Below are 13,403 nucleotides of genomic sequence, written 5' to 3'. Positions count from 1 at the left end.
CAGGTTAACCCGCACTGTCCAGTGCCGCCAGTTCGCCGACGGTCACCGGTTTGATCGGTGGGCGGATTCGGTAATAACCGATAGCGTCAGGCTGCTTGCCATGCGCGTCGGCCAGAATTTCAGTCACGGTCAGGCCACACATCCGGCCCTGGCACGGCCCCATCCCGGCACGCAGGAAGGCCTTGGCCTGATTTGGCCCGGGAGCCCCGTCCGCCGCCGCACCGCGCACCGCGCGGGCGCTGACTTCCTCGCACCGGCACACCGCGATATCGCCGTCCAGAGCAGCGATCCATGCAGGCGGAGGATACATCGCATCGAGCATCGGCCGGACGGCGCGGGCGGCCAGCAGCCTGTCGCCCGGTCCCGTCGCTTTCAGATCCCGCTCTGCCTCGGACATCGTTCCCGTACGCCCGGCAATGGCCAGCCCGGCAAGATGCCCGGCGGCAGCAGCCGCTTCCGCACCGGCGATACCGCCACCATCTCCGGCAACGAAAATACCGGGGACGGAACTCTCGCCCCACGGATCCAGCACCGGATGGAAGCACCGCTGTGCCGCGTTCCAGCGATGATCGCAGCCGATCAGCCGGGTCAGTTGCGGGTTCGGCACCACGCCTTCATGCAACAGCAAACTTGCCGCGGGCAGCTCATGGCTCTCTCCGCCGGAAGTAAAGCGAACCCGTTCCACGGCTGCCTCGCCAATGGCCGCGAGATCACGCACATCGCGATAGACAGGTACGCCCGATTGTTTCATCGCCCGGAGCAGCTTTCGCCCCTTCAGCAGGGTGCGCCAGCCCAGCATTGCGCGGGGCAGATGCGGCAACCCGCGTCCCGGCGCGCCGGAGGGCGTCGTATCCAGGATCGCCGAGACGGGGATATGGGCGGCGGCGCATTGCGCGGCGAACAGCAGCAGCAACGGCCCGCTTCCGGCCAGCACCAGAGGCGCGTCCGGATACAGGCCGGAGGATTTCAGCACGGTCTGCGCGGCACCGATTGTCATCACCCCGGGCAGGGTCCAGCCCGGCACCGGCACCGGGCGCTCCATCGCGCCGCTGGCAATCAATACCTGCCCGGCGACAACCTGCTCCGTGCCGCCATTGCGGGCCACGACCACACTCTTGTCGCCCTTTTCCGGGCAATCCAGATGCCAGACCATCGCCGATGGCCAGTATTCCGCCCCGCAGGACCGGAAGCGGCCGGCAAGCACGGCACCGGCGGCATAATCCTCTCCCAGAAAGGAAAGGTTCGCCGGGCGATCCCGTTTGTTACGCTCGACCGCCCGCCAGATCTGCCCGCCCGGCTCCGGTTGCTCGTCAACCAGCAACACCGAAAGACCGGCTTCCCGAGCCGTCACGGCCGCAGCCATACCGGCCGGGCCGGCCCCGATCACAACCAGATCAAACCGCGTCATCGGCGGCCTCCCCGGCTTCGGAAGAATTTCCGGGTAATCCCGGCGCGCCCTGCTGCCGGCGCACATCCATGCCATCACGCACTTCGACCAGACAGCCCTGACGGTTCGACACGCCGTCGATCTCGATCAGACATTCGAAGCAGACGCCCATCATGCAATATGGTGCGCGTGCCGTGGCGGATTTCGGCGTGGTGCGGGAATGGCCGATCCCGGCGCCGAGCAGAGCCGCCGCGACGCTGTCCCCGCGATGGGCTGACATGGCTTCGCCCTCGAAAGTGAAATGCACCTGGCGGGCGCGCGGATCAGGCAGCCGGCGAAACATGAAAACGCTCCGAAGAGAAGGCGGCGAACCGCTCATTGAAACCACCCTTGAGGATGGTGGGGGCAAGATCGAGTGCATGGGCAGCCGCCAGGGTGACGCCGCTGTGACATGAAATGCTGAAAGCACCCGGCGCCGTCTCGGACTCGCGGTAGATCGGGAAGCCGTCCGGCGCCATCACCCGCAATGCGCTCCAGGTGCGGACGATCCGGGCATTTTTCAGGATCGGGAAATAGCGAACGACATTGCGCGCGATCTCGCCGAGTTTCGTCGGATTGATCGAGGTGTCGTATCCCGCATCCTCGTGGCTGTTGCCGAAATTGATGGTGCCGTCGGCGGTCTGCCGGGCATTCACCAGCAGCATCGGCATGATCGGCTGCATCCGTTCGGTGATCAGGATATGGCCCCGGTTCGGCTTCACCGGAATATCCAGTCCGACCATCGGCGCCAGCCATTTGTTGGCGATACCGGCAGCGATCACCAGTTTGCCGCCCCTGAAAGTCCCGGCCCCGGTCTCGGCCCGGAAGCCGTCACCGTCTTTCGCGATGGAGAGTGTCCTGGCGCCGCTGACATAGCGCACGCCGAGCTGCTGGGCGGCCGCATGCAGGCTGCGCAGCAGGTAGAGCGGATTGACGTGTCCGTCATGCGGGCTGAAGCTGGCGCCGGTCACTTCCGGGCCGACAAAGGGCATGATCCTGCGCACCTCGTCCGCATCGATCATCCGGCGGTCATTCTCACCGACGCCGGGCTGATTATGCATCCGGCGGATCTCTTCCTCGTTCTCCCGGAATGACTCCTCGCCGAGGCAAAGCTCAAGCCCGCCCTCCTGCTTCAGTTCGATATCGCGGCCATTATGCTCCAGCATGCCTTCCGCGAAACCGCTATAGAGGTCCTTCGAGCGCCGGGTCCAGCTGGCATAATCCGGCATGCCGTCGCCCTTGCCCTGGACCCAGACCAGCCCGAAATTTCCGCGCGACGCCCGGAAGGCGACGTCGCCTTCGTCAAGGATGGTGACGGATGCACCCTCCCGGGCCAGCCCGTAGGCGACGGCGGAGCCGACCAGACCGCCGCCGACAACAATGACATCGGAACTGCCAGCCATCGCGCGTCAGTCGAGCAGGGTTTCGAGATCGGCCTGCACCGCCTTGTCGAAGCCGATCAGGCGGATTTCGCCGAGATCGATCACCGGGCGTTTGACCAGGGAGGACTGGCTGGCCAGCAAAGCCGGTGCGCTGTCGGCATCGACGCCCGCCTGGATGGCTGGATCAAGCTTGCGCCAGGTGGTGCCACGCTTGTTCAGCACCTTCTCGACACCGAGTTCGGCAATCCATTCGGCAGCGCGCTCCTGCGTCAGCCCGCCCTTCTTGAAGTCATGAAAATTGTAGGAGACACCGCGCGCGTCCAGCCATTTGCGGGCCTTCTTCACCGTGTCGCAATTGGCAATGCCATAGACCGTGATCGTCACTTTCAGTTCCTTTCCATGCGGGGCGGCAGATCGTCGACCACCGCCAGCAGCACATCGACGAGGCTGCGACCGAGAGTCTTGGAGCGCTCCCCGTCCCAGCCATGCACCGGATCCGGCTGATTGTCCGCGTCCTTGAACGGCATCTCCAGAGTCATGGAGAGCGCGCCCAGCCGGTTTGCGATATGACCGGTCGAGGTGGTGAGATTGCCCTTGCCCGGCGCCGGCTTGGGATAGCCGTGCGCGGTCTGGAAATCCGGGTTCATCGCCGCGTAGGTCTGCTGGAACCGGTCCAGCATAGCGACATGCGCGTCGGAAATTCCGGGCACGCCATAGCTTCCGGCGATGAAATTATACGGGATCGCCTCGTCCCCGTGCACGTCGAAAGACAGATCGACGCCAAGCCGCTCCATCGCCTGCAGCACGGCCAGCACTTCCGGGCTTTTCTCCGCGCTCGGCGCCGCCCATTCGCGGTTGAGATTCACGCCCAGTGCATTGGTCCGCAGATTGCCGCGCCGGCTGCCATCCGGGTTCATGTTCGGCACGGCATAGATCACCGCTTTTTCCAGCAACGCCCGGCTGACGCCATCCGCCGGATCGAGCAGCCGCTCGATAAAGCCTTCCATGTACCATTCGGCCATCGGCTCGCCCGGATGCTGGCGTCCGAAGACCCAGAGCGGCTTCCGTCCCTCTTCCGCCGCGCCGATGGTCAGCATGTCGATGGTCTGCCCGTCATGCGTCTCACCGATCACCTCCACCGCGCAGCGCGTCGATTGCTGGGCGGCGGCGATCAGATCCTCGTGCCGCTCCATCGAATAGGGCGCGAAATAGGCGTACCAAACGTAATCCGCCTCCGGCACATGCCGGATCGTCAGCTCCTTGCCGTCATAGGAGGTGGGCACCCGGAACCAGGTTTCCCGGTCGTAGGAGGCACAGGCCCGGTAATTCTCCCAGCCCTTTGGATAGCTCGACCCGCCCGCGTTCAGGATGCGCATCGTCACCCCGCGCCCGGCCGCACCGGCGAGGCGGAAATGGAACCACTGGTAAAAGTCGGACCCGGTATCCGCCGGAATGCGGAGCTGGATGTCGTTCGGATCGTCTGCGGAGACGACCTCGATATTACCGCTGTCGAACGCGGCGTCGATACGGAGCATGGGATCTCCCGGAGAAATGAGAAATGGAGGTTAGTAGTGCGGCAGGCGTTTGGAAAGCCGGATCGGGGAGACGGATTTGTGCAACGCGGGAACGAAAGCGAACGGGCCGCGCCCCTCACCGCTTGCGGACAAACTCCGTCCTGAGCACCAGCCCCTTGATCCCTTCGTACTTGCAGTCGATCTCCTCGGGATTGGCCGTCAGGCGGATCGACTTGATCACCGTGCCTTGCTTCAGGGTCTGCCCCGCGCCCTTCACCTTCAGGTCCTTGACCAGCGACACCGAGTCCCCGTCCGCGAGCACATTGCCCGCCGCGTCGCGCACTTCGTTCGCCGCGGCCTGCTCCGCCGCGACCTCGGAAGCCGGGCGCCACTCGCCAGTCACTTCGTCATAAACGTATTCGTCATCCTGATCGGACATAAGGGATCTTTCGGGAATGGAAACAAGGCCATCCCTTATACGCCCCTGCCCCGCCGGCACAATACCGGCGCCACACCACACCGGCTCCTAGGGCTTCAGGATCAGATACCCGCCGGCCGCGACGAAGAACGCTCCCGCCAGCGTCTTTGCCTGTTTCCGGTAAGCAAACCCTGTCGCCTTGGCGGCCAGCCGTCTTGCCGCCACCGCATAGACGACCTTCACCCCGCCCACGGCGATCACCGTGATGACGGAGAGCAGCACGATATCCGCCCCGGACAGGGCGCCGAGATCGGTGAAGGTCGGCAGCAGGCTGGCATAGAAGAAGATCGCCTTGATATCGCCAAGGGTGAGCAGCAGGCCGGCCGCGAAGCTTGCCGGCAATCCGCCGCGCGCGGCTTTGGATACGGGCGCGGGCTCTTCTGGGACAGGCTTCGCGAACTGACTGCGGATCAGCCCTGCACCGAACCAGATCAGGTAAAGAGCCGCCGCGTATTTGATCAGCGCGAACAGCGTGCCGAGCTGGCTTGCCAGTGCCGCCATGCTCAGGATCGCCATGGCCATGAAGATCAGATCACCCGCCACGATCCCCGCCGCGACGGCCAGACCGTGCCGCACCCCGGACAGGGCCGAGCGGGCCACCACCAGCGCCACGCTGGAACTTGGCAATGCCGCCATACCGGCGAGCACGAGGAACATCGTTATGCAGCCCGTTAAAGTCATCTTTCTCCCTGCCTTCCCCTGTCTGGAAAATCGATCACGGTGACGAGTTGATCAACCTCGCCGCCGCCATGGGACACAGGCGCGGTAACCGACTCGAACGGGATCCAGGACTTGTTCAGCGCCCAGATCATGGAGCCCTTCCGGAAGGTCGGGATCGCGCGGGCCGTCGTCTCCCGGTAGCGGGCCAGCATCGCGGCGGCACCGATTTGGTAGTCGGATTCCGAGACATATTTCCGGCTCAGGTCGCGGCCGATCACCGTGACGATGACGGTCCCGATAATCCGATGATAAAAATCCCGGCCACCGTCGATGACTTCGACGATCTGCACATGACCGATCCAGGGCAGCAAGCTTTCCGGCGTGAAATGCGTGCGGTGGGGAATGGGATCACCCTCGCAGCACTCCTTCCAAAAACGGTGAAACGAGAGGATCAGCGCACTGCTTATATCGTTTTCGGTGACGATATCGGATTTGGCCATATCAACTCCGGCGCCCCCTCTTGCGAGGGTCACGGCACCCGGGAGAAAACCCGCTATTTCCAGGACTTGTCTGCAATGATCGGCCGGCCAGAACCACGTGAAAGAGACACACTATAATTCTACGATAGCGAAAACCCGCAGCTCCGGCAAACCGGGGCATGCAGCCCTCTACGGCACGTTGCCTCCCCCACCACACCATCATCCCGGCCGAAGAGCCTGGACCTCGTCGATCACAGGGCTGCGCGTTCCATCCCCTGCCCCCGCAGCACGTGCGGGATGACGACATGAGAGCGCGGTGTTCGTGGATTGGAGAGAGCGGCGATCCTCCCTTGCGCAACCCGGCCCAACGCGCAAATCTCCGCCCGCTGAAAGAGGAGCGTCAAAGATGCATGGTGAATACAAGGTCGTGGACGGCAAGCTGGTGGTGGCCGATCTGGAGGTGCGCGACGGCAAACTGGCCGACGTGCAGATCTCCGGCGATTTCTTTCTGGAGCCGGCCGAGGCCCTCGCCGATATCACCGCCGCGCTGACCGGCCTGCCCGCCGATGCCTCCAGTGAAGAGATCATCACCGCGCTCGACCAGGGCATCCCGGCGGGCACCGCGCTGGTCGGCTTTTCGGTCGAGGCGGTCGCCATCGCCGTGCGCCGGGCTCTCGGTGTTGCCAAGGGCTGGCGCGATTACGAATGGCAGATCATCGATACCGCGCCGCAATCCCCCGCCATGCATCTGGCACTCGACGACGTGCTCGCCCGTGCAGTCGCCGCGGGCCGTCGCCCGCCGACCCTGCGGATCTGGCAATGGGACCGCCCGGCCATCATCATCGGCAATTTCCAGTCCCTCAGGAACGAGGTCGATCTGGAAGCCGCTGACCGGCTCGGCGTGCAGATCGTCCGCCGCGTCACCGGCGGCGGCGCCATGTTCGTCGAGCCGGGCTCCGCCATCACCTATTCGCTCTACGCGCCAGGCGAGCTGGTCGGCCATATGGATTTCGCCGCCTCTTACGCCTTTCTCGATGCCTGGGTATTGCAGGCGTTGAAGGAGGTCGGGATCGACGCCTTCTACAAACCGCTGAACGACATCTCGAGCCCCAAGGGCAAGATCGGCGGCGCGGCGCAGAAACGCTATTCCGGCGGCATGGTGCTGCACCATGTGACCATGTCCTACGACATGGACGCGGAAAAGATGATGCAGGTGCTCCGGATCGGCCGCGAGAAACTCTCCGACAAGGGCGTCACCTCCGCCGCCAAACGCGTCGACCCGGTGCGCAGCCAGACTGGCATGAGCCGCGAGGAGGTGATCGCGCGCCTCATCGGCACGTTCAAGGCGCTGCATGGCGGAACGGACGGGGCGATCAGCCCGGAAGAGATGGCAGCGGCAGAGACGCTGGCGGCGGAGAAGTTCGAAACCGAGGAATGGCTGCGGCATGTGCCGTGATCTGGGCACGTAGACCACTACCCGTTCGATTGTCCATTTCCCGGGAAGCAGCTCGGCGCGCTTGGTGCGATCTAGCGCCAGTGCTCCGGCACCCATCCATGTGAAATCTGGTGTGGCTTCGGAACGGTTGGAAAGGTCACGATCTTCGCGCCAGCCTGCGCCAGACCGGCAGAATCGAGATCCGGCTCGAACGATTTGTAGATGCGGACAGGCTCACGCTGGAAGGTATCGATCCCGGGCATGCATTCCTCGAGCCAATCCTGATCCCCGGTCAGCTGGTCGAGATCGCTCTTCGTGAAGCGCTCGAAGACCGGCGCGGCAAAAGTCCGGTCGAACAGCATGACGGAGGAGTTGTAGCCCGGGTTGAAGGCGTGTTCGAGGACGTAGAACCCCACTTTCAGATCCGCGATGAACCCCATGTCTCCGACGACGACCGTGTCGAGATCGAGATAGAGAACCGTCTGGTCGGCGAACGGCGTTTGCGGGTCGAACAGGGCCAGCTTCGCCCACCATCCCTGGAACTGATTATTCGAAATGTCGATAATCCCGACCTCGGGATGAATACCTTCCGGATCGTCGGTCAGGCAGACGAACCGCCAGTTCCCGGGCAGATGACGGCGCACCATCGCATACAGGCGATTGACATAATCCGCCCCGTATTTCGTGCCGTGCTTGACGCAGGCGACGGTCAGCTGATCCAGCGCGACCGGCCGCGCGTCCGGGCTTTGCGAGGGCGGCCCGTCACGCAGCAAGGCGCGGGCCCGTTTCAGAGTGTTATTGAGAGGCGTAAGGTCGATGGCATGCGGAAATTCCTCGATCACCCGCACCGCCTCCGCATAATCGCCGGTATTGACGCGGATCCGCGCCAGCCGGGCCAGCACCGAGCCGAAGAACGCCTTTTGATTCTCGTCCAGGGTCGGCCCGCACGCTGCCAGCGCGCTGGAAAAGACCTTCTCATACATCGCAGCCGCCCGGTCGAACACGCCCTGCACGGCAAGCACCTTCGCGATCGTTTCCAGGATGGTCATCCTGAGGCCGAGCTTGTTCTCCGGCACCGCCTTAAGAAGATCTTCGAGGACCCGCAGCGCCTCGCCATGCCGGCCGGTCTCGATCAACAGAGAGGACATCTGATGGGTCAGGCCATGCATATTCGGGTGGACCGCGTGGAGCGCGCGCATATGCCGGAGAGCCGACTCGGTATCACGCTGCAGATCGCTGACACCGGCATCCCGGCGGGGGCCCTTCCAGTTGATGTAATTCTTCACCAGGACTCTGCGGAGCTCGAAGCTGTCCTCCACTTCTTCCGGAGAATCCCGAAGCAGGGTTTCAGCTTCCTGAACCGCTTCAGGGTCCCCGGCCTGAATTCTTTCGATCAACGACATGTTCGGGCGGCTACCTCAGAGTATGAATTACGGGAACGGCTGAAGCTCGCGAGCAATTGAACGGCACGCCGCCCCTCTCTTTCTGTCCCGCCCTTCTCTATCACGCACAACATGCCCATCTCAACCGACGTGCCCCGAGACATCCCCTACCAATTCGTCATCCCGGCCGGAGAGCCGGGACCTCGGTGATCATCGGATAGTGCGCACCAGGAATAGATCCCGGATCAAATGCGGGATGACAGACGAAAGGATCCAACGAACCAATAAATGCGCTTTCTCAACTTTCCCAACGTCGCTGCGCAGCCATTGCATTATGCCATGGCACCATGGCGGATTTGGGTAATCAGCGGCCCGCTTCCCGTCAGTCGGTAATAGACGACATGCTCGCGATAGATATAGCGGCGCTTGCCTGCCGCCCATACGCGCCCCAGCTCCGGGTTATCCGCCAGAAGCTCGAAACTGTAAAAGAGACCGTCCAGATATTCCTGAGTCTGGGCAGACCCAAAATTTCGGTCCGTATAGCGGATGATTTCCTTGATCTCGGCCCGTGCCTGACCGGTGATCCGGTATCCCGTCACCGTTCGGCGCGGGTCTCGTTCAAAAGCTCCGACAGAGATGTGCTTTCCGAGACGCCGCCTTCAAAAGCGGCCTGTTCGCTGTCGACGACCAGAGTCCGGCGCTGATCGGCACTGAGGTGGCTCCACAACGCCTTGTCCTCTGGCGATGGACAGACGGTCGAGCTGAATTTGACTTCGGAGATATCTGACGTTTTCGCTTGTGTCATGCTTCCAGCATACGTCAGCCGTCAGGTTGCTTCAAAAGCTTCTTTCAGCGTCAAAATGCACGGCCTAGTAGCGGATTGGTCGAGCGGTCGAGATGACGATTGAAAGCTCATCGAATTTAGTAGCGTGTCCCCGCAATTTGAGGTCCAGGATGACGAGTTAATGTGATATTACAATTAAGTAGTGTGTCCCTTTAATTCCCTTTAATTCCATAATCAGAATTCGTCACCCCGGCCGGAGACCCGGGACCTAGGTGATCATCGATCAAGCCTTCCTCCCCTGGGTCCCGCATCAAGTGCGGGATGACGGTTTATGGAGATCGCAAATTAAGTACCGTGCCCCAAAAAATTTGGACTTTCCATTCAAGCGAGTAAGATTATGAAAATTGAAAATCTATTATCTCGTCAAAATCTCGGCAAAACCCGCGTCGAGCGCGTCATCTTCACAAACACTATAATGTTCATTTTTACTATCATATGGACTTTTGTTTTACATTTTTTCCTAATCTACATCACCAAACCAGAAACATGCGGAATGTACGATTGTATTTTGCGAATTATCGTTCGTACGTTTTCTTCCTTTCATAATTTAATTTCAATTCCTGGATTTATCTATTTTACGTACGTTGATTTAACTTACGACAATGTAAAATTCAGCTTACATGTGACGCAATTCAAATATTTATGCGAAGTGTGGATACCTTTGTTGGTTCTCGCATTCATTAACGAATTTCGAATTTATATGGTGCAATACTTCTTCGATTGACAAAATACACGCACTTTCAGCATTGGAGTGGGGATGCGAGGAGACACAACTTAACTTGCGCCAGAAACCCTATATCCCAACACCAACTCATCCCCCGTCTTCCCGCGTATCCCCCAATGCGCCATTGGCGTCTCGAAGATCGTGATTTCCACGTCCTCAACCGGGATACCGAGCCCAGCAGGTACCCGCTGCATGATCCCGTGCAGCAGCGCCTTCTTCGTCTCCGGCGCCCTACCCTCGAACATGGAAATCTCGATCACCGTATAGGCCGCGCTGCGGTCCGCCGGGCGGATGAAATCTTCCGGCTCCAGCGGGATGAACCGGTGGAAGCGTTTGTCCTCGGGGAGGTGCAGGAATTCGGTGCTGCAGCCGTGCAGGATGTCGGACAGCACATCGCGGACGCGGGCGAGGTGCGCGCGTTCGCCGTAGATCTTGTACTGAGCCATTGTCGTCTCCGGAGAGATTACTTCTCGTCGGAGGGCGGCAGCCGGGATTCGACGCTTTCGCGGGCGGCGGTCTCGGCCGCATTGCGGACCCGGTCCTGCCGCCGGACGCGCCACAGGGTGTAGAGATACATCGCTGTGCCGAAGACCAGGCCGTAAACCACGGCCCGGTAGACATCCTCGCCGCTGACCTCCCGGCCATTGCCGATCCAGCCCTGATACTGGGCGCCGATCATCAGCAGGGCCAGCACGACGCCGTTAAAGACGCCGCGCCAGAGCGGCCGTTCCAGGATGAAGGGTTTGCGTGCTTGCCCTCCGGTCTCTGGGGTCCCGGTATTGTTCTCGCCGCTCATGGCGTTTCCTCGCGTCTCTTAATTGGGGGTTTTGATATCCAGCCCCAATTGTGCACGGCGGCGCAGCCAGACGCTAGGCCGATAGCGGTCGTCGCCGCTGATGGCATGCATTGCCGCCATGATGGCGAAGGCCCGTTCGACGCCGAGATCGGCGATAATCTCCAGCGGGCCCAGCGGATAGTTGAGGCCGAGCTTCATGGCGAGGTCGATGGAATCCGGATCAGCGATCTGGATCTGGGCCATCTCGCAGCCGAGATTGCCGACCATGCCGCGGATGCGCTGGCCGATGAAACCGGCCGAATCCGCAATCGCGGTGACCTTGCGGCCGTTCTTCTGCAACGCCGCCGAAACCGCGTTCAGCGCATCCTCGGACGCCCCCGGCGCGGACATGATGGTAACCCGCTTGGAGGTGTCACCGGTCACATCGATGGCGACGAGCCGGGTATGGTCGATGCCCATGCGGCTGGCGAAGGTGCTGCAATCCTCACCGAACAGAGCGGCGACGATGGGCGAGCTGCCGTCATCGGTCTCGTCCAGCGCGACACCTGCCAGCAGATCGTCCAGCTCCGGCGCGGAACCCGCGCAATAGACCTGTACCGCAGGTGCGGCCGTGGTTTCGTGATCCGGGCTCGGCGTGTCGATCTCCTGACCCTTTTCGTCATAGCGGAAATGACCGATGCCGGTTTTCCGGCCGAACCGCCCCGCATCGTACAATGCCTTGTGCAGCGGCACCGTGCGCAGGCGCGGATCGTAGCTGTACTGCTCGTGCACGATCATCGAGACGGGATAGTTCACGTCGATCCCGGTCAGATCCATGAGCTGGAACGGGCCCATCCGGAAATGCCCGCAATCGCGCATCACCGCATCGACCTGCGCCGGAGTGGCAACGCCTTCATGCACCACGGCAAGGCCCTCGGTGGTGAAGGCCCGGCCGCCGAAATTGACGAGGAAGCCCGGCGCGTCCTTCACCTTGACCGGCGTGCGGCCCATACGCTCACCGAGCGCACAGAGACCGTCCATAACCCATTCCTCAGTCCCCGGCCCGCGAATGACTTCGACAAGCCGCATCAGCGGGACGGGATTGAAGAAGTGGAAGCCCGCGACCCGTTCCGGGTTCTTGCAGACCCGGGCGATGGAGCCGATGGGCAGCGAGGAGGTGTTGGAGGTCAGCAGGCAATCGGCACTGACATGGTTTTCCAGATCGGAGAAGACCTGCTGTTTCACTTCGAGATTCTCGAAGATCGCCTCGACCACCGTGTGACAGCCGGAGAAATCCGCGAGGGATTTCGCGACACTGACCTTGTCCGCCATGGCGGCAACGGCATCCGCCGTCAGCTTGCCCTTCTCGACCAGCCGTTCCAGGCGCTTGATCACCTGCTCCCGGCCTGCTTCGGCGCTGCCCTTCTTGGCGTCGAACAGGACCACGTTCATGCCGCCCTGCAGGGAGACCTGAACGATCCCCTGCCCCATGGCGCCGGCGCCGATCACGCCGACAGTGAAATCGGCGCGGTTCGCATCGAATGCCATCTTGATCAGACCTTCTCGATGATGGTTGCCATGCCCTGGCCGACGCCGATGCACATGGTGCAAAGCGCGTACTTGCCGCCCTTGTCGTGCAGCTCCTCGGTCGCCGTCATCAGCAGACGGGCGCCGCTGGCACCGAGCGGATGGCCGAGTGCGATGGCGCCGCCATTCGGGTTCACACGGGGATCGTCGTCGGCAATGCCGAGCTCACGCAGCGATGCCAGCACCTGGGCGGCGAAGGCTTCGTTCAGCTCGAGAACGGACAGATCGTCGACCTTGAGGCCGGCACGTTCCAGCACCTTGCGGCTGGCCGGAATCGGGCCGACGCCCATGATCCGCGGCTCCACACCTGCGGCGGCACCGGTGACGATGCGGGCACGCGGGGTCAGGCCGTAGCGCTTGGCGGCTTCCTCGGAGCAGACGATCATGGCGGCAGCACCGTCATTCACACCGCTGGCATTACCGGCCGTGACGGACCCGCCTTCCTTGCGGAACGGGGTGCCGAGCTTGGCCAGCGCTTCCGGCGTGGTGGAGGGGCGCGGATGCTCGTCCGTATCGACCACGGTCACAGCGCCCTTGCGGCCCTTGATCTCGACCGAGGCAATCTCGCGGGCGAGACGGCCGTTTTCCATCGCCGCACCGGCCTTCTGCTGCGAACGCAGCGCGAAGGCATCCTGGTCTTCGCGGCTGATCTGGAACTGCTCGGCCACGTTCTCCGCCGTCTCCGGCATGGAATCGGTGCCGTACTGCTTTTCCATC

The 13,403-nt window shown here is 62.3% G+C and carries 16 protein-coding genes; 1 reads left to right on the top strand and 15 read right to left on the bottom strand.

Going from position 1 to position 13,403, the window contains the following annotated elements; translation table 11 throughout:
- Nucleotides 1-4: 4 nt before the first annotated feature.
- From AAC126_RS14015 to AAC126_RS13980, 8 genes are all read right to left on the bottom strand, one after another.
- Complete coding sequence (locus tag AAC126_RS14015; protein WP_339854331.1) at nucleotides 5-1,408, bottom strand: NAD(P)/FAD-dependent oxidoreductase; 1,404 nt, start codon at nucleotides 1,406-1,408, stop codon at nucleotides 5-7.
- Nucleotides 1,395-1,730 (bottom strand): (2Fe-2S)-binding protein, encoded by a 336-nt coding sequence (locus AAC126_RS14010; RefSeq protein WP_339854328.1) that lies wholly within the window; start codon nucleotides 1,728-1,730, stop codon nucleotides 1,395-1,397. Before AAC126_RS14010 ends, AAC126_RS14015 begins: the two co-directional genes overlap by 14 nt.
- Complete coding sequence (locus tag AAC126_RS14005) at nucleotides 1,711-2,829, bottom strand: FAD-dependent oxidoreductase (RefSeq protein ID WP_339854326.1); 1,119 nt, start codon at nucleotides 2,827-2,829, stop codon at nucleotides 1,711-1,713. Before AAC126_RS14005 ends, AAC126_RS14010 begins: the two co-directional genes overlap by 20 nt.
- Nucleotides 2,830-2,835: 6 nt before the next feature.
- Entirely contained in the window at nucleotides 2,836-3,192 is a 357-nt protein-coding gene (locus AAC126_RS14000; protein ID WP_339854324.1) for an arsenate reductase, read from the bottom strand.
- Between the two features lie 2 nt (nucleotides 3,193-3,194).
- The gene (locus tag AAC126_RS13995; protein ID WP_339854322.1) at nucleotides 3,195-4,343 is read right to left on the bottom strand and encodes a M14-type cytosolic carboxypeptidase; all 1,149 of its coding nucleotides are present in this window, start codon (nucleotides 4,341-4,343) and stop codon (nucleotides 3,195-3,197) included.
- A gap of 115 nt (nucleotides 4,344-4,458) precedes the next feature.
- Entirely contained in the window at nucleotides 4,459-4,761 is a 303-nt protein-coding gene (locus AAC126_RS13990) for an alkylphosphonate utilization protein (protein ID WP_339854320.1), read from the bottom strand.
- Between the two features lie 87 nt (nucleotides 4,762-4,848).
- A complete protein-coding gene (locus AAC126_RS13985; protein WP_339854319.1) occupies nucleotides 4,849-5,481 on the bottom strand; it encodes a LysE family translocator in 633 nt (210 codons plus the stop codon).
- Nucleotides 5,478-5,960, bottom strand: coding sequence for a PAS domain-containing protein (locus AAC126_RS13980; RefSeq protein WP_339854317.1), 483 nt, complete (start codon nucleotides 5,958-5,960; stop codon nucleotides 5,478-5,480). The genes AAC126_RS13985 and AAC126_RS13980 overlap by 4 nt, the downstream gene beginning before the upstream one ends.
- Nucleotides 5,961-6,345: 385 nt before the next feature.
- On the opposite strand from AAC126_RS13980, the gene AAC126_RS13975 reads away from it, so the two are divergent.
- Nucleotides 6,346-7,395, top strand: a complete 1,050-nt coding sequence (locus AAC126_RS13975) for a lipoate--protein ligase family protein (RefSeq protein ID WP_339854316.1) — start codon at nucleotides 6,346-6,348, stop codon at nucleotides 7,393-7,395.
- Between the two features lie 71 nt (nucleotides 7,396-7,466).
- On the opposite strand, the gene AAC126_RS13970 is transcribed toward AAC126_RS13975, so the two are convergent.
- The 7 genes from AAC126_RS13970 to AAC126_RS13940 form a co-directional block, all read right to left on the bottom strand.
- A complete protein-coding gene (locus tag AAC126_RS13970; protein WP_339854314.1) occupies nucleotides 7,467-8,777 on the bottom strand; it encodes a hypothetical protein in 1,311 nt (436 codons plus the stop codon).
- A gap of 311 nt (nucleotides 8,778-9,088) precedes the next feature.
- Nucleotides 9,089-9,355, bottom strand: coding sequence for a type II toxin-antitoxin system RelE/ParE family toxin (locus tag AAC126_RS13965; protein ID WP_339854313.1), 267 nt, complete (start codon nucleotides 9,353-9,355; stop codon nucleotides 9,089-9,091).
- Nucleotides 9,352-9,561 (bottom strand): hypothetical protein, encoded by a 210-nt coding sequence (locus tag AAC126_RS13960; protein WP_339854311.1) that lies wholly within the window; start codon nucleotides 9,559-9,561, stop codon nucleotides 9,352-9,354. The genes AAC126_RS13965 and AAC126_RS13960 overlap by 4 nt, the downstream gene beginning before the upstream one ends.
- Before the next feature lie 813 nt (nucleotides 9,562-10,374).
- Nucleotides 10,375-10,770 carry a tautomerase family protein gene (locus AAC126_RS13955; RefSeq protein ID WP_339854309.1) on the bottom strand — a complete coding sequence of 132 codons (396 nt, stop codon included), beginning with the start codon at nucleotides 10,768-10,770 and terminating at the stop codon, nucleotides 10,375-10,377.
- A 17-nt stretch (nucleotides 10,771-10,787) separates the two neighbouring features.
- Nucleotides 10,788-11,120, bottom strand: coding sequence for a hypothetical protein (locus AAC126_RS13950; RefSeq protein WP_339854307.1), 333 nt, complete (start codon nucleotides 11,118-11,120; stop codon nucleotides 10,788-10,790).
- Between the two features lie 18 nt (nucleotides 11,121-11,138).
- A complete protein-coding gene (locus tag AAC126_RS13945) occupies nucleotides 11,139-12,647 on the bottom strand; it encodes a 3-hydroxyacyl-CoA dehydrogenase (RefSeq protein WP_339854305.1) in 1,509 nt (502 codons plus the stop codon).
- A 5-nt stretch (nucleotides 12,648-12,652) separates the two neighbouring features.
- The coding region (locus AAC126_RS13940; RefSeq protein ID WP_339854303.1) for an acetyl-CoA C-acyltransferase at nucleotides 12,653-13,403 on the bottom strand (751 nt) is incomplete at its 5' end.

Origin of the sequence: uncultured Nisaea sp. (genome assembly GCF_963974195.1) — a bacterium.
In the GTDB taxonomy this organism is placed as follows: Bacteria; Pseudomonadota; Alphaproteobacteria; order Thalassobaculales; family Thalassobaculaceae; genus Nisaea.
Note: the sequence above shows the minus strand (reverse complement) of the source record. Positions and strands in the feature narration are given on the sequence as shown.